The organism is Spirosoma flavum (genome assembly GCF_042686045.1).
Taxonomy (GTDB): Bacteria; Bacteroidota; Bacteroidia; order Cytophagales; family Spirosomataceae; genus Spirosoma; species Spirosoma flavum.
The window spans coordinates 1-19,993 of sequence record NZ_JBHUOM010000036.1 but is presented as its reverse complement, the minus strand read 5'-3'; the positions used below and the strand labels follow the sequence as shown (position 1 = coordinate 19,993).

The following is a 19,993-nucleotide window of genomic DNA, read 5'->3' as shown; positions in this document are numbered from 1 at the left end:
GCAACTCGGCTTTTAAGCGGCCCCAAAAAGACTCGGCATGAGCGTTTTGGTAGGGATTATCTGTTTCCGCCATGCTCTGCCTACAGTGCCATTTATCGAGCCGCTTTCGGAAACGGTGACCGAAATACTGACCACCTCGGTCTGAGTGGACGATCAAACCCGGCTTAGGTTGACGTTGCTTAAGGGCCTGGTCAAAGGCCTGCACAACTAGGCTTTCTTTCATGTGCTTGTCGACCCACCAACCGACGATCCGACGAGAAAATAGCGGGGTGGCCCGTGCCATCCATCCAACTAGCTAAATAAGCCCAATGTCCATCAACCAAAGGCAAATACGTAATATCGCCAACCCACGCCTGATTAGGTGCAGTAGGTTTGCCAAACTCGATTAAACGGTTGGGGCAAGCGATTAAACCATGCCTGGAGTTAGTCGTTTTGGGCACGAAACTACGGGGCTGAATGGCTCGCCAGTCCTGCTCTTGCATCAAACGACGTACCCGATGTCGACCAGCCCTTATACCCTGTTCTTTCAGAGCTTCCAGCACGCGACGGCTGCCATAGCGTCGGGAGTTTTCCCGCACGGGCGGCCCCGCAGAAAATCTTGTCGATTGCTGTGGTCATGGCTAGATCGCTATCTGACGGAGTGAACGTTGTTCCATTACGATATGAGTAATATGCAGTCTTGCTGACATTCAGCACTTTACAGAGTAGTCGTACTGGAAAATTGGTTTCTTCAAACTGAATAAACTGGTAAGTCAGCGTCAGGTTTGTCGGCTGAAAATGGCAACAGCTTTTTTTAGGATCTCGCGCTCCATCTCGCTTTGCCGCAGTTGCTTACGTAGGCTATCGACTTCTTGTTGAAGACTTTGATCAGTTTTCTTTTCCCCGCACCGGCGGCCCGGCTTTGTCATTGGTCTTCCGCCAAGCGTGAATCAGGCTGTCACTAATGCCCATTTTGCGGGCTACAGCCATGATGGGCTCACCATTGGCAACTAGCCGCAGCACATCAGCCCGCGCGGGCGGCCCCGTTAAATTCGGCGGTATACTTTCGTTTGGGGCGTTGGGATTGGTTCATGGTACACGAAGTTAACTAAGTTTCGTGTCCGGGTATTCAGGACCATATCATATTACTCCATGAAGAAAAAATACGACTAATTAGGGCTTACCTAAGCTTATAAGCCACATTTACTCCAGCTGTAAAACTTCGAAGCCTTGAGGATTGAGCGTTGTAATTAGCCGGAAAAACAACTAGATTCATTAAGCCAGGATTGACTTCTAACTCTATATTTATTCTAGGTAAAATAATACCTGTCGCTAACACGGGAGAAAACTCAACTGGTGTGTATCTGGATACCCAGTAATCGAAAGTAGGGTTCGTGCTTTTGCTAATTAAAGCATCTACCCGAACACCGGGCTTCACATACCACCATTGAGTTAACGCAACCTGAACGGATGCGGTAGCAAATAAGGAAATGAACCGATTGGCTACTTCATGGCGGAATAGGGTGTCTCCTGGGGTATTATACTGACTTATGTATCCCTTCGTTCGGACACCTATTTCTACGTCTAACCACGTTGCTTTAGACATACTATTCTTATAGAAAACACTGAATGAATAGTTTGGCTGAAACCCTGAAACGGACGTTCCGTATTGGTTGAACGTGCCGGTTCCTACTTGAACCGGTGGCCTTTGGGGAAACTGGCTAAATTTATACTTGGACACAAATACTCCTGCCTTAACTCCGATTAAAGGTTTTGATTTAGTGGTATATTGAGCTTTCAGCTTGGGAGAAGCAAACACTAAAATGAGTAGTAAAAAGGGGTAGTATTTATAACGTTTTATCCTGGAGCTAATAAATAGAGTGACACTAAGTACCATGGCTGAAGTTGATAGATGAGATAGTGCCAAAACGTGAAAGACGGCTATTTCTGTTGTATAATCTCCATTAGGTCAATTACTAGAGAGTTGGAACATATTAGCTATTGAAGCTTGTCGCTGTGGACGGGATACTGATACGCTTAACTTAACTTCAGGAAGTAACTGGCGATGGCCTATTAATTTTTGGTCTAGACTTGTAGCTAGAACAGAATTCTCTGGTTCATTCCGATAGCCAAAGCTGTAAACTAGTGCATAGTCTCCTTGGTAAGAAGAAGCTTGTTTAGGCAGACGTTTGAAGGTCGCAATAATCTCCTTTTCAAAAGTATAACTAGTTGGCTGAGGATTTAGAACGATAATATCTTGGATCATGCCTTGCTCGTCTAGCTTGAAGCCAACATACACTTTCGCTGTTGCTCCCTTCCGTATCGCATTTTGAGGAAATTGTACGTTTCGCTGCGTATACATCAAAAAGTCTTGATTATCCCGTAAGAGTAGTGAGTCAGTAACAGACTGACAAAATGAGGTCTCAGCTAAGAGAAGGAAGAGGGCTAAGAATGTAAATTTCATTGAGAAAATAGAGGGTTGAACTGTTGATAATCTCTTTTGTGATAGCTCAGAAGCCGATTCAAGAGGTACTTTACTCGCCATAAAGAGGGTCAATTTACAGATATTACTATAATATAATATAAGGCCCCTTTTATTCCCTTTTCAAAAGACAATTGGTACTGTCTTCGCTACTTATATAGGGTGATTGATCTTGGAATAATTTATTAACATAACGTTGGTGGCTGTTGCAAAAGTCGATAGAGACACTGATTATCACCTTGAATCGGTTGTTTTCGATGATAACCGATTCAAAATAGGGTTATCTGTCAGGCTCAAAAACCCAGCCATAGGATTTTGCAACAGCCACTGGCATTACGTAAAGTGATTAGGATTAGCTCTAAACCGCCTGAAAGCTTATTCTTGAAACAAGTTTAAGACTAGGAATATATCAAGTAATCAGAATTAAGTAACGGATGTATAAGCAAGTCAAGCTGGACTTGTGGCAGTAGGGAGTGATTTATCCAGGCCAAACCACATAAAAGTACGCAAGGGCTAATAGTGAAAGGGTCTCAATACGGCATACTTTGTTGGTCAAATCAAAAACGCCAGATGAATTGAGTCTGCACGCCAAAGGCATACGCTTCGTAATCAATAAATTGCTCAAAAGTGGTGTCCGCAGGATTGTAGAGCAAATAACTGTAAGTGGGTTGAAGAAGCCAGGAAAGTTTAGCATTGATCCGGTAGTCTACTCCTGCTCCTAGAACCAGACTAGATTTTACCGGTTGACTGGCGACTGTACTTATATGAAATACGGCGCCCGTTGAAAAATAAGGGGCTAGTCGATGCGTCGAGGAACGGAAATTAAGGAAGGTGGGCAGTTGAACGAAATTCGTTATCAGATTAGCCTTATCCATCATGGGAGTGATAACAGGAGAGGTGTTTTTATTGTAAAGGACACCTAACGAAACATTCCACATTTCGTTAAAGTGATAACGAGCAGTCAAGCCCAGTGCTGAGGCTACCGTATAGGGCTTCGTGGCTGGATCGGCATGAAGCGTTGCTGTTTGATAAGCGTAGTTGCCATAATTGAACCAATAAGTAGGTGCCAACGAGACTCGGCTCTGAGAGAAGGCGTTTACTACAGATAAACCGATTAATCCTAACCAGATCAGTATAGTTTTCATAGGTAAGTTGAAGCTAACAGGTTAATGCGTGTGCCAGTGAGGGCAGAATTGATAGCCCATAGGCATATGAATTAACCTATTTTTGAACTATATATTCCCTAGACATTTCAGTCATTACTTAACCGATAGCAAACAGATGCTGATACCCTAAAGGATGAATTGTCGGTAGTCGCAAAAGGCGTTCCTACTTTAGAAAAATAATAGAAAGCCGGTTGAACTTGCAAGATAAAACGCGCATCAAGATCATATCGACCCGTTAGTTGCAAACAACCACCTACTGAAAACGGTTTGGCTGGTTTTTCAGGCTCTAACCTTACAAAGTGGCCACTCCCGTAGATATCAAAGGATTTGCGGGCGAATGAGCCATTGATCCATTCGGGTACGATTCCGCCACCCGCAAATAGTTGGATGTGCTTGATTGTTTTTAGTCGATATGAAATTGTTAGCGGCAGGGAAATATACTGAGCGGCTACTTCTACCGCCCCTGTTGACGTAGTGCTGTTGGGACCAGACCCAAACTGGTATTGGCTAATGACTTGATAAACTCGTTTGGTGGACAACAGGCGAGCATCAATGAGTAGCCGATTTATTCGATAAGAGCCTTCAACTCCATACATAAATCCGGCCTTGTAGCGAATATAGGTGGGGGTGATCGAAGCCGGGTCATTCAGTGGGGAATCGGCTGATAAAAATTGATCAACACCAATCACCGGTCCAACTGTAAACGAACTATCCTGTGCATTCACGGTTTCAAAGGCGCAACAAAGGCCTACCAATAAAGTAAAAAATCGCATCTCTATTTTCTCTTAAGGTGTCCTTCGATTATATGGCTGACGAATAAGTTAATTAAATCTGTTGTATATGTAGTAATTATGTTAAGTATAACTAAAAGTGAACACTGATATTGACTGTGGTTAGGGGAAACACACGGTAATTTACCGAATGATAATCCGTTTCACCAAGGCCACTTCTCAGAACATGGTCATTCCAAATTGAGTATTGAAAGCTGGATTCTACCGAAACGGAAAACGTAGCATTCAAAAAGCGCTTATAGCCAAAAAAGGCGCTTCCTCCTTTTTCCACCTGGGTCGTTCTCCAAAGCGGGTATTGAAGGCTGTTTCCGGCTAATAAGCCAATACTAGTCGTAGGAAGGGTATAGTCGTAGAAAAATTCAACATCGTGTGCATAAAGGGCTTCTAATCCATAAAAAATATACGCGTGATTATCGTTTAAGAAAGTCCGGTATTCGTACCCCAGTCGGATCTGATACGCCCGACTTTCCTGCACATCATATGAAGTAGTTGCGCTCCCATAAGAATCCGCACCACCCCGTATCCGTATGGCTCCATGCGTGCCAACATTCCGTCGGACGGTTAGGGCATAACGAGGGAGAATATTTTTATTAATGAGCCACAATAAGTCAGTTCCTACTTCCCATTTTGTTTGATTCATTAAACGTACTGCGGTTGACTTTTGAGCAAATGTTGTCCGGTAGGAGAGAGGCAGCGAAAGCAGGAGAAACAGGACGTATTTACTCATAAGCGTAGTTTAGCTTCGGTTGTTGAGAAGACCTCAAATCAATAGAAATAGTTGGATTTTCCTGTTGTATAATCGCAGTGGCTGTTGCAAAAGTCTGAAACACACTAATTCAAGCTGGTATAGAAGTCTGATTCTGCTAAATTTTGTCTAAAAATCTAGGGGTTAAAAGGAGAATCGTAACCTGTTCCGACTTTTGCAACAGCCACCAATCTTATGACCACTCAGAAGCCGTTTTTAGCGGTCCTTTACTCGCCATAAAGAGGGTCAATCTACCACTATTTCCTTAACGAACTACAGGCGTATGTTACTGACTGGTATTGACCGTTATTAAACTAACCTATCCGACTTATACCCCTCTCCTACTCAACAATCATCTAGTAAGCGTCCGAATTACTCTTCCCACTGGGCGGAGTCAGTAGGCCATTGTTCGAGTAATAAATCGGCTAAGTCGGCACCAGCGGCTCGTTCGTCGCCCGTGGCATTATCTTCCAGATAGGTCGATACGGTGATCTGAAACCCATCAGCCAACAACTCACCCGCCACCCGGTTCCAGCGATCAAACGCCCGGCCATCTTTCGATAGATCAGGAAATAATTCAATTCGTCGGCCTCGCAACGGGGCTAACCGGTCCGCATTCAGATACGACAATGCGCCCACGGCCATCCAAATAAATCCGGGAAAGTAGGGCGTACTGATAATGGCCGTTTTTGGCGCTTCTACAATAGCAACCGGCTGATGGGCATCGGCGGTTAATAGTTGGGGTAACCCGAATAGGCAAGGGGATTTTTGCACCTCATTGCGCTCATCCAGGTAGGCCGTCAGCTAGGCTGGGTAGGGTTGGTTCAACTCATCACACCGTCGGGCATACGAGGAATGGACCCAGGTGGTTCGACTGCGTTTTTCGCCCGCTTTGATCACGTATTTGACGGTATGAAACGTATCGTCAAACAGTTTGATCTGACCGCCCCGTATGCGTTGCCGTTCATCGATATACCAGAACACACAGGCCCCCGGCCAGCGTCCGGATGTGCCAATGTTGAACCGCTTTAACAGGTCGTCAGCCAGGGTGTTCCCAAAATGACGACTTAGCAAGCGGGCAAATTGGTTGCGTTCATACTGGCCCAGCGACCCGGTAAACACCTCCTCGGGAATGGTGCACAGCTCACCCATCTGAGGGGTCGGTGTAAACGGTACGGGCTCAACGGGACGGTTCGATGTCGATGCTTGGTCAAACAGGAAGTCGGCCACCCGTTCGGCCTGCTCGAGCCTGGCTCCTTCCACCTGCATTAGATGGGCAATGATGTCCTGTTTTATCATGCCCTGATGCTTTTGGCGGGCCGCCATGGTAAACCAGGCTTTGGAGATTGGGCCAATACTATTCTGGGCCTTAACCTGCTCAGCATAAGATAAACCGGACGGGCCTTTGTGGTACGGATTGAGGTGATAGCCACAGTTGCTTTCCCGATCGCAGCGGCCGTAGCTGTCGGGCAGGGGTTCGCCTGTTTGCGTGTCGACATAGCGACTCAAGGTTTTGCGGTGTTTGGGACCGCAACTGGGACAATCGGATTTGACTGCTTTTTTGGGCAGCTGATAGCGAAACGTGTTGGCCGGCATGGAGGTAAATTTACCGATTAGTTTCCAACTAAATTTCCGGTGGCCTTTTTCGTTATTTAGACCAGGAGTCGCCGGTATTTGTTTCTTTGATGTATAAGCCACCGCTTATCATAGCCAATGGTTAAACTTAATCCCTCTGGCTAGGCCGTTTTGCGAATGTATAGCGTAGTAATGCCCTGTCGGATTTGGGCGGGATAGGTGGCCAGCTCGCGGTCAATGAATTTATTGTCCTGGGGCACAGGCCGAGTGATGTAGTAGGGATCAATAAAGATGATATTTAACCGCTCATGCACCTGATGCTTTATACGTTCGGTATGTTTTAGCAAGTGTTCATTATCGCTGTCTAACTGGGTCAGGGTGGCATCAGCAAAAATAACGAAAGGTACAGTACCAATAGCGGTAGCAATGATGATAATTCGAGAAACAGTACTGGTAGTCCTGGGGTGTTTTTCGGATCGAGCGCAGTACCTATAGTCCTATAATAGCTTGACGTAACCAGTTTATTTTGGATAATTATTTGGATTCATTGCTAGGTATCATACCCCCAATTAAAGAACCTATAGATTTGACTGCACCAGCAGCGCGAACGTTTGACGTTGACTGTATAAAATTCAGTTGTGGACCTATCGGCAAAGTGTTTGCTGCTTTGGTTGCCTTGGGAGCCCTCAACTTGTCTAAGCTTAATGATTTTGCTAAATATCTATTTCGATTTTTTACCTCAGGACGAAGGCCATTGACAAACTCCGAATGGACCCTAAATAAGGTTTCCAACAGTTGCATATCTGTAACTACTGCATCCTTTTGCCATGGTTTCAACTGGTAATGGGCCATGACTTCATACCCTTTTATCACTAGTTCATTGGGTGACATAGTACTGAGCCTAAGCGCATCTTCTTTGACACCTTCTGATGCTAGTAGATGCTCGGTTTTAATTTCGAATTCGAGTTCAACTACCCGTTTGCCAATTTTTAACGAAGGTTTCCATTCAAGAAGAATATTCGCTTTTTGCTTCAATTCACGCTGCGTTACTTCAAGTACGTACTTCTGGAAGTCATTGTAACGATACGTATCAGGGCAATTAAGAATATATCGTAATTCATCAACGGAAAAGGTGAATCGGGTCTTTTTAATGTGCTGGTGCATTGACATAATCTCGAACATGCGCATGGCATAAATAGACGAAAGCGACCAGATAACATCTAAATCATATTTAGTATACCGTTGACCCAATGCAGCAAAGTGGGGCACAACATCGGCTAAGACTTTAATTTCTATATATCGCCTGTTATTTATTAGTTGTGATTTAACAAAAGGGAATGGGGTAACAAATACAAATTCACCTTGTTGTTCATCTTTATAGGAGATACGCTTTTTCGATAAGCCTTCGGCTGCCGCAGTAATTTGCGAATGATGGTCCTTAGTAAGCTCACTATAAGGAAGGCTAAACACCATATTCACGCCTGGCTGAAGCTTTCCTTGAACAGCCAAATTACCCAGTTGATTAACAACTAGAATGACAATCTTTTTCTCTAATTCGGTATATTCCTGCCGGGAAAGTGTAAAGACATTCGACTGATAATTAGTTGAATGACGATTAAAAAGCGATAGTTGATTGTCAGCCTCTTTCTGCATAGCTCAGCGCGATTATACAAAGATTTAGAAAGGTCTTCATAAAAACAAGTATGAATAAAGAGTATTTGTTTTTAGTACCGCCTAAAACTTGTTTTTCTCCCAAAACTTATGCCTTTAACTTGTAATTTGCCGTAGATGTAACCTTCTTTCGAGGGGATAAATGGGAGAAACTAGAGGATAAAAGCGAAATTTTGCGATAATTCAACCTAAAACAGACCATATCATCGCTTTCGTTATCAACCCCTCCATGACCTTGTAATTGAACCGCCTAAAACTTGTTTTTCTAGAAAACCCCTCCTGAAACTTGTAATAACCCCTCCTGAAACTTGTTTTCCTTTATAACTCCGCTTAAAACTTGTAATATGTCCACCTAAAACTTGTAATAATACCGCCTAAAACTTGTATTTTGATAACCCTTCTCCCTCTTGAAACTTGTAATAGTACCGCCTAAAGCTTGTTTTTATGCTTGTAACTTATTAAATGTTAGTAAGTTACAAGCATGCTAAATCAATCAAAAACATATATTGATAAAATCAAAAAAATCAAAAGCTAATATTGACTATATAAAAGGGTAAAAAAAGAATTTATTTATAACTATTTCCCTTATAGGTAAATAGTTATACTACTTTTGCTAAAAAATTCTATTATGGCTAAAGCCAAGCAATCCGATCTGGCTCCACTGCCCGCAATCCGCTTAGTATTAAAGCATTATAAAACGGAGCTGCAACCTGTTGTTCACCAGGTTAGCGCTATGCCCACTGAATCCGATCTGGAGTATTACTTCGTGCCGGCTGAACATATGGAACTGTTTCGACCGTACCACCGGCCCGGTAAGCCGTATAAAAACTTCAAGCTTGTCAACTTCGAGCGTCCGGCCATATCGCTCACCTTTTACAACAAGCACAAATACCAGATCAGTCGGGGTATTAGGATAGAATCAGCCCTGGCCATTTTGAAAGAACAAAGGGATAATTTATACACAAAATCCTATTTGGATCAGTTGACGCCTGGCCAGCAACAGAAACTACAGGATATTGACAATCTGTTACGAGCCGTTCGACAAACGCCCGAAAAATTTGAGTTCTGTAGTTCCAACTACGAACATTATTATCGCTACTGGTATTGTTCGTTCCGATTCTTTGAAGATGCCGAACTAACTAAAACCGGCACGGCCAATGATCATCTCCTAAAGCATGTGCAGGCCACTGATGGGCAGTCCACCATTGAGCGACTCAACATTATCTTTATAGATCCCAAATTTATCACGCGGCCAGTATCATACGATAATAAGCTCATCGACCGTGAGCTGGAAACCTATACGGAAAAGGTAAGCTATGGGAAGTCATCGCTTTACATCCGTTCAATCGAATAAGCCCATAGTGGCTTAAAGCCACTTTTTGAGCCTTCAGTGCCAATTATCTTTGCCGTTCTATGACAAAGGTGAGTCCTATATCAGTGGCATTTGGAAGGGCGGTTAAACAAGCACGGCTGAAAAAAGGATGGACGCAAGATGATCTGGCTTATGAGAGTGGATTAGATCGCTCTTACATCTCCCAGATCGAGGGAGGACTAAGAAACCCGAGCTTGCCGGTAGTTTGGGATTTAGCAGTTAAATTGGATACCTCTTTCCTGACATTAATGGCCGCAGCTGTACAGTTAATGCCAGAAGCCTCAAGTGAATCGAATAAACCTAGCGAGTAAGTCAGGCTCTAATTAGTTGGTCTACGTTACTTAATGTTTATGCGCCCTATAGGGCATAACCAAACAAAGAGGGCAAATTTCCGACCGCCACGGCGGACCGTTTACCATAATTATAGCCGTCCCAGGAATAGAGCCTTTCTTGAGATTAAGTAAGTTAACCGTTGTAAAATCTGTTTGGGTTTGCTTAAGGGGTTAACTCATAATTGTCCTTTCTTAGTTTACCTCACCATTATTCGTTTCTCAATGACTTTACCGGATTCATCAGGGCGGCTTTGACACTCTGAAAGCTTACGGTTACTAGCGCGATGCCCATGGCCAGCAAACCCGCCAGCCCGAAGACCCACCACTCGATGTCGATCTTGTAGGCAAAGTTCTGTAACCACTGGTTCATGGTGTACCAGGCGACAGGTGATGCGATCAGAAGGGCAATGAAAACCAGCTTCAAAAAATCTGTGGAGAGCAACCCCACGATGCTCGCTACGGACGCACCCAATACTTTACGAACGCCGATTTCTTTCGTACGTTGCTCAGCGGTGAAGGTTGCCAGGCCAAACAGACCTAAGCAGGAAATGATAATCGCCAACACGCCAAAGTGGTTAATGAGGGTGTTCACTAGCGTTTCGCTCCGGTACATCGCTTCGTAGTCCTCATTAACGAAATGGTAGGAAAAGGGGTAACCCGGATTAAGTCGTTTCACCGTTTGTTCTGTCAGCCGAAGGGCCTCTTCAAGCCGACCAAGGTGGGTTCGGATTAAGAAATGATTCGTCCATTTGGGGTATAAACTCAGGATCAACGGCCGGATCGGCTCGTGCAGGGAGTTCAGGTGGAAGTCCTGCATGACGCCAACAATGCGCCCCTTACCAATTTGGAAACTTATTTCGGTATCCACCGGATTTTTTAATTTCATTAGCTTGACCGCCGACTCATTGACCAGGTAATAGGCTCCGCTGTCAGCGGACGTCAGGTCACGGCCCGCCAGGAGGCGAATCTTCAGCGTTTTGGTGAAGTCGTACCCTACTTTCATGGTATATATCACCTCTTTCAATGCCGGGTCTTTACCGGGCCAGATCATGTCATTGGTCATGCCACTACTCCCAATCTGGACTGGTACTTCGCCACTCGTCGTTATGGCCTCAATGGCCCCGGAGCGTTGCAGCTCCTGCCGAAACGTTTCCATTTTTGATAAGAGGTTGCCTTCGATCGGCACCCGAATCAGGTTCTCGCGGTCCAACCCTAAATGCTTCGTGCGTACGTACTGCATTTGGCGACCGATAACGATCATGCCAACGATGAGAAACAGGGCAAGTGAAAACTGAAAGACCACCAGCAGTTTCCGGAACCGGCTTCCCCCGGCTACCATTGACCCAGATCCTTTGAGCACCAAGATGGGTTGCATGGCCGACAGAAATAGAGCTGGATAACTACCGGATACCAGACTAGTAATACCCATTAGCAGGAGCAGGATGCTCCAGAACGCCGGCGCAGCCAGGTCAATAACTAATTGCTTACCAACGAGCTCATTGATGGTTGGCAATAGTAGATAAACCAAGCCAAGCGCCAGCAGGGCCGAGATCCCACTGATCAGAGCCGCTTCGCCCAGAAACTGGCTCGCCAGCGACGACCGACGAGCACCTACTACTTTTCGAATGCCAACCTCCTTAGTGCGCAAGACTGACCGGGCGGTGGCTAAGTTCATGTAATTAACGCAGGCGACCAGTAAGATAAGCAAAGCGACCAAACCAAAGGTGCGTACGTAACCGATGCGGCCACCTACCGGCTTCCCATTGGCATAGTCTCCATACAGATACACATCACCGATTGATTGCAGAATCGGCTCATCGGTAGCGTCGGCTTGGTAGTGCTTTAGTAACCCTTTCATGCTGGCTTCGGCCTGCGCCTGGCTGGTATTGGTCCGCAGTTTGACATAGGTCTGAAAGGAGTTGTTACCCCAAACTTTCATCCAGTCTTCTTCGGCCACCCCAAAGTTGACGACCCAATCAAACTGAATGGTTGAACTTTTGGGTACATTTTCAATGACGGCCCCAACCCGGTAGTATTTGTCATTGTTGAGTCGAAGCGTACGGCCTACCGCGTCAGTCGTGCCGAAATAAGCCTCGGCTAGCAAGCGGGTGATGACAATCGTATTAGGCGACTGAATAGCCTGGCTGGGACTGCCGTTCAGAATGGGGTACTGAAAAATGGCGAAGAAGTCGGCCGTGGCATAAATTCCTTTTGCCTTGGCTGATTTGGGGCCGACCTGGATGAGGTAATCGCTGGCCCAGGACAAAAACTTAGTGGCTTTTTCTACTTGAGGAACATCCTTTTTGAGGGCTTCAGCGAGTGGGCCTGGGGTGTACTCATTAGTATAAGTGCCGTTGGTCTGCCGTACGAAATAAACCCGGTTTCCATCGGGGAAGCCCCGGTTGACGCGTAGTTCGTCGTTAACCCAGAGCCAGATCACTAAACTACAGGACATACCTAACGCCAGGCCAACGACGTTGATGGTGCTCAGTAAGCGGTTTCTTAACAGGCTTCGCCAGGCAATTTTGAGATAGTTGCGAATCATATCCGGGTGTAAACTAGAGAGTTGAAAGTAGTAATCAGATTGTTGTCTTATTGACCAAGTGAACGGGCGTATCAGCCGCAGCACGGCTAGTGCATATCGCCAGCGAGCTCCCCTAATGCCAATGGTTTTTATCCAGAAGGCGTACATTTCGAGCAAATCGCCTTGTAGCTCATCCTCTAATCCAGGCGGGCTAAATCGGCTCAGTAGCCAAGTAGCCCAGCTTGGCGGTTTTGTATGGCCTTCCTTACGGCTGGTTAAACGCCCCATAGCTGTAGGACTGGGATTGGAATCTGCTCCCAAAGTTGGGCCCTAACTTGTCGACACTCAACCAGGGCTCGCTGACCCGCTCCGGTAACGGTGAAGAGCCGTTTTTGTCGGCCTCCCCGCTCGCTGGTGGCTCCGCCCATCTGAGAAGTGACGAAGCCTTTCTCTTCCAACCGCTGTAACGTAGTGTGGACCGTAGGAAAGCTGATGCTCCGGCCCATTTGCTGGTCAATCGTTTGGGTGATCGCCGCACAGTAGGCCCCTTCTTGCAGAGCCGCGACGGTCAGTAAAACTATTTCCTCTAATTCCCCCAAAAAAGTTCGTTTCATCGCGAAAAGCGCCGGTTGGCTAATGCTGTAGTGATTAGTATAGCATTAGCCGTACAAATACCTGACCAAACTTTAGAAAGTGGCTAGTTAAGTCCAATAGGGGATAATGAGTATTTAGCCGGTGAGGTTTTGTCCAGAAACGGACAAACTCTGGTGCAGAAACGGACAAAGTCCAATGTTTACCCAAACGCCCCAATTAAGAAGCATATACATGAACGCTCCTTCGTCTCATTTAGGAGCGTTTTTGTGAGTCGGTCTAGGATGACCCTTTTGACCGACTCTTCACGTTAACAACTCAAAAATCTGATCGCTGAATAGACATACCCATTGTTATTGGGATACTTGCAATAACTTAGCCCACAAGAGTGCAACATCGTTTTATCTAAGCCAAACCCGTTTACGACCGATGACTGAAATCCAGATGTTAATCAATCAAACCGCCAATGCGTATCAATGGACGAATAAGCTGGTTGATCCAGTACCGCTTGACAAGTGGAGTATCATTCCCCCCATCGTAGAATCAAGTATTGATTGGCAGCTTGGGCATTTGATTATCAGTCAGTACTTCCATTCGATTATGGTCATTCAGGGGCACCAGATGGATATACTCCAGCAGCTTCCAATCCGAGACTATAGTGAGTGGTTCACCGTATCAGGCCCTTCCTTGTCAGTAGGTAAAGTAGATTCAGTTAAATTGATAGCTGACTTGCATTTCATGCAACAAAAGTCGTTGGCTATCCTAGCGACTCTGGAAACTTCAGAACTAGACAATCCGCTAGAACCCACCCCTACTCCTCATCCAATCGCTACCACAAAACGAGAGGCCGTTGATTGGAATATCAAGCACACCATGTACCACTGTGGTCAGATTGGGCTTATTAAGCGGGTGGTGGATGAGCGCCATGATTTCGGCCTACGCTTAGCGAGATGACCGAATCGTAGGCCTTGCCATTTAAGAAACAGGCACACAATAATTGCTTCGTCTCAATTGGGAGCGTTTTCTGGGACAATTTTTTTTTACAACTGTTAATGCCAGTTAGTAGCATATGGGTATGCCTCAACTGGACGAATGTTTCAACGACGAAGGGTATTTTCCCAAATACAAAGATCCAGTTCCATGAACCCGGCTTCTTTTCGTAAGAGACGAAGCCGGGTTCATGGAACTGCTCGATTCGTGTTATACAGAATAAAGGCAAATGACTGCTCCAGCGGCCTGGCGCAACGGTAAAGGTACCCCAAGGAAGGTGCCCGTGGTAGCACTAAGGCTCTCTTACTGAAAAACCTGCTTCGAAACGAGCAGGTTTTTCAGTGGTATCCAAGAAGTTGATTGAATACTTTCCCAAAAAAGATGAAGTCACCAGTCTAAAATGAATGGTGCTGTCTATTTGGTAGCGTAAGTAAGATAACCGCCATCGGCTACCAGTTCGGTGCCTGTAATAAAGCTGGCATCCTCACTGGCTAAAAACAGCACCGTTTTAGCAATCTCCTCCGGCCGACCCATCCGTTGCAGGGCTGTAATCGATGAGAAAGCTTCTTTGGGCATGCCTAAGGTGGCTTTGTCAAAACCAGGGGTTTCTACCGGACCGGGGCTAAGCAGGTTCACCCGTATCTTTCGATCAGCCAGTTCGTTGGCCGCTATCTGGGCTATTTTGTTAACCGCACCCTTCGTGGCCGAGTAAATACTGGCGCCCGAATTGGCAGCGGTAGCCACCGTTGACGAGGTGAAAATAACGGATGCGCCTTCTTGCAGGTGCGGAATCATCTTCTGCAAGGTGAAGTAATACCCTTTTACATTGGTATTGAATTGGGCATCAAAATCAGTTTCTGTGGCCGATGCAATGGGGGCAAATACGGCAATACCGGCGTTCAAAAAAAGAACATCGATCTTAGTCCCACTCTGATCAACATCCTGTTCCAGCACCGCAATTCCTTCTAGACTAGACGTATCCGAAACAAGGGTTTGTAGGTTAGGGCTATCAATGAGTGAGGCTGCTGTTTGCAAATTTTCCGCACTTCGGCTGGTGATCCACACCTTCGCTCCTGCGTCGATAAATGCTTTAGCCGTGGCAAAGCCAATGCCAGTACTTCCGCCGGTGATGACTACATTTTTGTTTGTGAAATTCATGTTTACATTGATTTTTCGAGGGGCAAATGTAGACTGGTAGAGTTGCATTTAGTAACTTTGTAACTAAAAGTAACAGTAACTTTTGGGTAACCAGGTAACTTATGACAGACAACCCTTGTCGACCTAGTACGACGAAGAAAAAGCAGATTATGGCCGTTCACGATGCGATGGATGTGCTGAACGGGAAATGGAAAATTTCAATTATTTCGTCTATCTGCTATCATAATCAGCGCCGGTTTTCTGACATTCTGACGGATATAGATGGCATCTCAAACAAGATGTTGAGCCAGGAGTTGAAGGCCTTAGAAATGAACAAACTGGTGAAGCGCATAGTGTTGGATACGCAACCGGTAAGCGTTCTGTATCAACTTACTGAGTATGGAAAAACACTGCAGGTCATCATTGACAACCTGGCAGATTGGGGCACTGAACACCGTAGAGTGATTACGGGGAAGTAGTCGGTAGTGGCCATTTAGCCTAGTCACTGTTACCAATCTGAGTGGGCACAGCCTTTGCTAACAGTTGGGGCTGAACATCGGTTTAGCTTATCGCTTCTAAAAAGGCCTTATTTAAGGAGCAGGTACATGTAACTACCTTCGTCTCAAATGGGAGCTTTATATGAGACGAAGCCAATTAAGTACTTTCGGGTAGGAAACAGTAATTGGTGAGAATTCTCACCAATTACTGCATGATTAAATTAAAAATAGACTTGTTTAAAGACTGAATGTAAACAGGTCTTGCCTTTGATCTGGCAACTACCCAGCATCATGCTGGATTGCGCGACGATTTTAGGATTGAGTGACAAAGCGGTTGTGAGCAATTGTTGATGCCTGAAAATTCGTCTATGAGCAAACTATGAACTTCTTTTTAAGCCATTCATTGCGGATTATACAAGACGAGCATGTCAACTTTTCGCTGTTCCTTTACTAACGACAAACCCATTTCGGAGAGAATAGCAAGGAGGCTTTTAGGATCTTCAGGTTGAAAGGAAAACTTAATATCTAACTTTTCTGAATTTCGTGTTTCATCAATGACCAACGATTTACCTACTCCGTACGTCTCTAAATAGTCCGCGAAATCAGCCATCGTTAGGGCATGTTGATCAATCTCGCCATGACGCGAGTAGTAGGTGCGCTGGCCGGATTTATTTCGGGGGATTCGATTGAATTTCGCCTGATCCGTTATTCGTAAAAGGTTTACCTCTTTTAACAGAGGATCTACTTTGATTTGCATATCAAATCGGCTGGATAGCTCTCTTCGCAAAGCAGGTAGTAACTGATCCTGATTGGGTACAATCAGATCAAGACAATAGACCGGAGCTGCATTGGTGCTGCCGGTTTTATCTATAGTTCGTTTATAAGGGAAGTTACCGTAGGCAATCATATACAGCGTTGTCAACGGCAGGTTCAGACACGTCAGGCGACGGTTTTTGAAGACAGAATCATTGAGATGAGTTGTATGAAGGCCCGGTGACCCTTTGATCTCAGCTTGCATGACAAACCGATTTCGTACGGTATCCGCTGCATCGAAGTATGTTTTTAGTATTTCCTCGTAGGTTAGGGAATTGTCTATTTTTTGGGGAAGATGGGTACGCTGTTGATTCAGTAGACTATCGATCACACCATTCGTAATCGACTTCGGCATCGTTTGAGCGATCAGGTTTCCATCAGGGCCAATTAAAACCGTATGAGGGATAAGCTGGTGAGGGAAAATACCCGCAATTGATTGGCTCGAATCTACTGCGAACCATAGATTGGAAGGACGAGAGGTTAGGTACTGCTTGGTGCGTTTAGGTGTTTCGTTGGTTACAGTGATGATCTGTACGGTCTGGGGGTATTTTTGCTGCAACTGCTTTAGATGGGGCATCGCTTCTAAGCATGAACCGCACCAGGTGGCCCAGAACTCGATCAGGACAATCTTACCCTTTAATTGCTCCAAAGTAGTTGCATTTACGGGTGCGTTCAATACCGTATTGAACGCTATATTGGGTACTGGCTGCCCATTTTGGGGCTGAGCAAAACCCCAGTGAGCGGTAAGCAACAGGAATACAATCAGCTTTTTCATGTGTTTTATGTTTGCATACAAAAGTCTCACAAAAAGCTGCTCTCAATGGTTAATCGCTGTTAAGCTCTCTTAATTAGTGTTAACGCCCTGCCGATTAAGCCGAAGGCGGTGTAATTTTAGTCCGATGAAAAAGCACATTCATTGGATACTGGTGCTCATGTCGTTGTGCGTTATTGGCATAATCGGACTACAACTGTTCTGGAATTATCAGAATTACCGAAGCACAGCCTACACCTTTGAGCGGGATATAAACGAGTCGCTGAACACGGCGGTTGAATTGGAAATGGACCAACGTCACCAGCAACTGGTCGATCAAGTCAAAGGCTGGCTGGCGGATACATCATTTATTCGTATTACCTGCGACACCAAGAATCGCGATAGCAATACAGTCTTTCACATTAACGACCGGTATCCAAAATTTCCGGGGAGTAAGGGGCCATCGTTTGGCATAACAGACTTCAAAGCCAAACTAAAGCATATAACGCCCGAAGCCAAGCAGATACTCATCGACCACTTTGGCGATAGGATAGTCAAAAGTGATTTAAAAAAAGGGACAGTCTATTACTATACTCCTCGTTTAGGTGACCGCTTAACCAAAGCTTTTGACAAAAGTCGTGTGCGGTTGCACAGCCTGGATAGCATTTACCGAAAGATCCTCCTGTCGAAGGCTATCAGGACTTCCTTTAGCCTGAATACACGGGATACCTCCGGTCGTGTTTTCCTGACCCAACCGGTCAATGCTGATTTCCGCAGGCCTTATCAAAAAGAACTGGTACGGGCTACTTTTGAAAGCCCTGACAGCTACTTCCTTAAGACGATGAAGTGGGTCATTTTGTCCACCTTTGGTCTGATCGCCGTTTGTCTGATTTGCTTCGGCTATACGGCCAGGACATTGCTATCGCAGCATAAACTGGCCGGGTTGAAAGATGATTTCATCAACAACATGACCCATGAACTGAACACCCCGCTTTCCTCCATTAAGATCACAGCCGAGGCTTTGAAGACGTTTGATTATGAGCCGGGTAGACAGCAAGAATATCTGGATATTATCGGTTATCAGACGGAGAAATTGACGAACCTGACGGCCCGGATTTTAGACGCCAATCGGTTAGTGGCAGGTTCTACCCAAAACTGGCAACCCGTTGAGCTACGTGGGTTGATCGATAAAGCGATCGGGGATATGGCAATCCGGTTTGCCGATCAACAGGCTACAATTACCTGTGAAGCGCCCCAGGAAGCCTTACTGGTATTCGGCGAAGCCATTAGTTTGTTAACGGTATTCACCAACATAATCGACAATGCGCTGAAGTACGCATCCCCTAATCTTCGGCTCACCATTAGCCTGATGGCCACAAACCGCTGGGTGGAGATCAGGTTTGCCGATAACGGGGTGGGCATACCCACTGAATATCGAACCAGAGTATTTGACCCTTTCTTCCGGGTACCCCAGGGGAATGTGCATGATGTGAAAGGCCATGGACTAGGGCTGAGTTACGTCAATAAGGTGCTCCGACAACACCGGGGTTCAGTCACCGTTGGTGCTAATGAGCCAACAGGTAGCCAGTTTACCATTAAGCTGCCTTTGCTATGATGGAGTCAACCCACATTCTACTGGTTGAAGATGAACCCTTTCTGGCCAAGGTCATCAAGGACAGTTTAGAGCAACGCAGCTACCAGGTTACCCAGGTTGGCGATGGCCGAAATGCGTTTCGTCTGTTTGGGCAAGAGACCTTTTCGTTGTGTATTGTTGATGTCATGTTACCTCAGATCGACGGGTTTACGCTGGTAAAGCAGATACGGTCGTTGAACAGTCAGGTTCCTGTACTTTTCCTAACCGCCCGTGTAGCAGATAAAGATGTCATTGAAGGATATAGTAGCGGGGGTAATGATTACCTGAAAAAACCATTCAGCCTTGACGAACTGTTTTTGCGGGTTAATGAGTTGCTGCGGAGGAATATTAACCCCGTTCCGGCGGTTGAAACGACACTGGCTATTGGTCAATATCAGTTCGTTCCTCACACACAAACGCTGCTGTTTCCAAACCAGAAAGACATTCGATTGTCTCACCGGGAAACTCAACTCCTGCAATTGCTGTACGGCCACAGAAATCAGGTCTTGGCTCGAAAACAGGTTCTGTTAATGCTGTGGGGAGACGATAATATCTACAACGCTCGTACGATGGACGTCTTTATTACCAAGTTGCGTAAGCACCTGAAGGCGGATTGTTCTATCGAAATTGTCAACCTGAGAGGAGTAGGCTATAAGTTGATTTGCTGATTGAACCAAGATGGTCAGCATTATTCTCGATTGCGCTACTAACTTAGGCCTTGATGAAAGGTTTATTATCAACTTGATTTTTATTTTAATGCGAAAAGGTCTTTTTACTAAAACGACCTTTTCGCCGGATGGACAATCCGTCGTCTAGAGTTATAGACATGAAATCAGCTATTGGCTATAGGTGCAGGCAGCGTCTTGCCGCATCACAAAAAGAGCGTGGCTGTTGCACAACTCCGCTTCCCATATCGGTTGTTCATCCTGTATAGGCTAGTGGTC

Annotated in this window: 21 protein-coding genes and 1 pseudogene; 7 read left to right on the top strand and 15 right to left on the bottom strand. The window is 45.6% G+C overall.

Going from position 1 to position 19,993, the window contains the following annotated elements:
• From ACFS25_RS27590 to ACFS25_RS27580, 3 genes are all read right to left on the bottom strand, one after another.
• The coding region (locus ACFS25_RS27590) for a DDE-type integrase/transposase/recombinase (RefSeq protein ID WP_381507777.1) at positions 1 to 223 on the bottom strand (223 nt) is incomplete at its 3' end.
• A complete protein-coding gene (locus ACFS25_RS27585) occupies positions 192 to 578 on the bottom strand; it encodes an IS3 family transposase (protein WP_381507776.1) in 387 nt (128 codons plus the stop codon). The genes ACFS25_RS27585 and ACFS25_RS27590, both read right to left, overlap by 32 nt.
• A 289-nt stretch (positions 579 to 867) precedes the next feature.
• A complete protein-coding gene (locus ACFS25_RS27580) occupies positions 868 to 969 on the bottom strand; it encodes a hypothetical protein (RefSeq protein WP_381507774.1) in 102 nt (33 codons plus the stop codon).
• Here ACFS25_RS27580 and ACFS25_RS27575 point away from each other — a divergent pair.
• Positions 944 to 1,087, top strand: a complete 144-nt coding sequence (locus ACFS25_RS27575) for a hypothetical protein (RefSeq protein ID WP_381507779.1) — start codon at positions 944 to 946, stop codon at positions 1,085 to 1,087. The two genes, ACFS25_RS27580 and ACFS25_RS27575, sit on opposite strands and share 26 nt — an antisense overlap.
• Before the next feature lie 72 nt (positions 1,088 to 1,159).
• Here ACFS25_RS27575 and ACFS25_RS27570 read toward each other — a convergent pair whose 3' ends face one another.
• The 8 genes and pseudogenes from ACFS25_RS27570 to ACFS25_RS27535 form a co-directional block, all read right to left on the bottom strand.
• Complete coding sequence (locus ACFS25_RS27570; protein ID WP_381507771.1) at positions 1,160 to 1,585, bottom strand: hypothetical protein; 426 nt, start codon at positions 1,583 to 1,585, stop codon at positions 1,160 to 1,162.
• 363 nt (positions 1,586 to 1,948) lie between these two features.
• Entirely contained in the window at positions 1,949 to 2,524 is a 576-nt protein-coding gene (locus ACFS25_RS27565) for an energy transducer TonB (RefSeq protein WP_381507768.1), read from the bottom strand.
• Positions 2,525 to 3,018: 494 nt separating this feature from the next.
• Entirely contained in the window at positions 3,019 to 3,606 is a 588-nt protein-coding gene (locus ACFS25_RS27560) for an outer membrane beta-barrel protein (protein WP_381507766.1), read from the bottom strand.
• A 107-nt stretch (positions 3,607 to 3,713) separates the two neighbouring features.
• Positions 3,714 to 4,352, bottom strand: a complete 639-nt coding sequence (locus tag ACFS25_RS27555) for a hypothetical protein (RefSeq protein ID WP_381507763.1) — start codon at positions 4,350 to 4,352, stop codon at positions 3,714 to 3,716.
• 139 nt (positions 4,353 to 4,491) lie between these two features.
• Positions 4,492 to 5,145 carry a hypothetical protein gene (locus tag ACFS25_RS27550; protein ID WP_381507762.1) on the bottom strand — a complete coding sequence of 218 codons (654 nt, stop codon included), beginning with the start codon at positions 5,143 to 5,145 and terminating at the stop codon, positions 4,492 to 4,494.
• 390 nt (positions 5,146 to 5,535) lie between these two features.
• A pseudogene (locus ACFS25_RS27545) lies at positions 5,536 to 6,759 on the bottom strand (DUF6371 domain-containing protein).
• Positions 6,760 to 6,899: 140 nt separating this feature from the next.
• Entirely contained in the window at positions 6,900 to 7,085 is a 186-nt protein-coding gene (locus ACFS25_RS27540) for a hypothetical protein (RefSeq protein WP_381507759.1), read from the bottom strand.
• Positions 7,086 to 7,272: 187 nt separating this feature from the next.
• Entirely contained in the window at positions 7,273 to 8,391 is a 1,119-nt protein-coding gene (locus tag ACFS25_RS27535; RefSeq protein ID WP_381507758.1) for a replication initiation protein, read from the bottom strand.
• Positions 8,392 to 9,037: 646 nt separating this feature from the next.
• On the opposite strand from ACFS25_RS27535, the gene ACFS25_RS27530 reads away from it, so the two are divergent.
• On the top strand, positions 9,038 to 9,763 hold the full coding sequence (locus tag ACFS25_RS27530; protein WP_381507757.1) for a hypothetical protein: 726 nt from the start codon (positions 9,038 to 9,040) through the stop codon (positions 9,761 to 9,763).
• A gap of 59 nt (positions 9,764 to 9,822) precedes the next feature.
• The gene (locus ACFS25_RS27525; RefSeq protein ID WP_381507755.1) at positions 9,823 to 10,092 is read left to right on the top strand and encodes a helix-turn-helix domain-containing protein; all 270 of its coding nucleotides are present in this window, start codon (positions 9,823 to 9,825) and stop codon (positions 10,090 to 10,092) included.
• A 229-nt stretch (positions 10,093 to 10,321) separates the two neighbouring features.
• Here ACFS25_RS27525 and ACFS25_RS27520 read toward each other — a convergent pair whose 3' ends face one another.
• Both ACFS25_RS27520 and ACFS25_RS27515 read right to left on the bottom strand, forming a co-directional pair.
• Positions 10,322 to 12,925, bottom strand: coding sequence for an ABC transporter permease (locus tag ACFS25_RS27520; protein WP_381507753.1), 2,604 nt, complete (start codon positions 12,923 to 12,925; stop codon positions 10,322 to 10,324).
• Positions 12,913 to 13,251, bottom strand: a complete 339-nt coding sequence (locus ACFS25_RS27515) for a PadR family transcriptional regulator (RefSeq protein ID WP_381507751.1) — start codon at positions 13,249 to 13,251, stop codon at positions 12,913 to 12,915. The genes ACFS25_RS27520 and ACFS25_RS27515 overlap by 13 nt, the downstream gene beginning before the upstream one ends.
• Before the next feature lie 406 nt (positions 13,252 to 13,657).
• Here ACFS25_RS27515 and ACFS25_RS27510 point away from each other — a divergent pair, with 406 nt between their 5' ends.
• Positions 13,658 to 14,182: a DinB family protein gene (locus ACFS25_RS27510; RefSeq protein ID WP_381507749.1), complete on the top strand. Its 525-nt coding sequence runs from the start codon at positions 13,658 to 13,660 to the stop codon at positions 14,180 to 14,182.
• A 450-nt stretch (positions 14,183 to 14,632) separates the two neighbouring features.
• Here the strand turns inward: ACFS25_RS27510 and ACFS25_RS27505 are convergent, their stop codons facing one another.
• Entirely contained in the window at positions 14,633 to 15,376 is a 744-nt protein-coding gene (locus ACFS25_RS27505; RefSeq protein ID WP_381507747.1) for an SDR family oxidoreductase, read from the bottom strand.
• A 101-nt stretch (positions 15,377 to 15,477) separates the two neighbouring features.
• Here ACFS25_RS27505 and ACFS25_RS27500 point away from each other — a divergent pair, with 101 nt between their 5' ends.
• Positions 15,478 to 15,834, top strand: coding sequence for a winged helix-turn-helix transcriptional regulator (locus ACFS25_RS27500; protein ID WP_381507745.1), 357 nt, complete (start codon positions 15,478 to 15,480; stop codon positions 15,832 to 15,834).
• Positions 15,835 to 16,252: 418 nt separating this feature from the next.
• Here the strand turns inward: ACFS25_RS27500 and ACFS25_RS27495 are convergent, their stop codons facing one another.
• Positions 16,253 to 17,440: a redoxin family protein gene (locus tag ACFS25_RS27495; RefSeq protein ID WP_381507743.1), complete on the bottom strand. Its 1,188-nt coding sequence runs from the start codon at positions 17,438 to 17,440 to the stop codon at positions 16,253 to 16,255.
• A 124-nt stretch (positions 17,441 to 17,564) separates the two neighbouring features.
• On the opposite strand from ACFS25_RS27495, the gene ACFS25_RS27490 reads away from it, so the two are divergent.
• A complete protein-coding gene (locus ACFS25_RS27490; protein WP_381507741.1) occupies positions 17,565 to 19,031 on the top strand; it encodes a sensor histidine kinase in 1,467 nt (488 codons plus the stop codon).
• Complete coding sequence (locus ACFS25_RS27485) at positions 19,028 to 19,717, top strand: response regulator transcription factor (RefSeq protein ID WP_381507739.1); 690 nt, start codon at positions 19,028 to 19,030, stop codon at positions 19,715 to 19,717. Before ACFS25_RS27490 ends, ACFS25_RS27485 begins: the two co-directional genes overlap by 4 nt.
• The last annotated feature ends 276 nt before the right edge of the window (positions 19,718 to 19,993 follow it).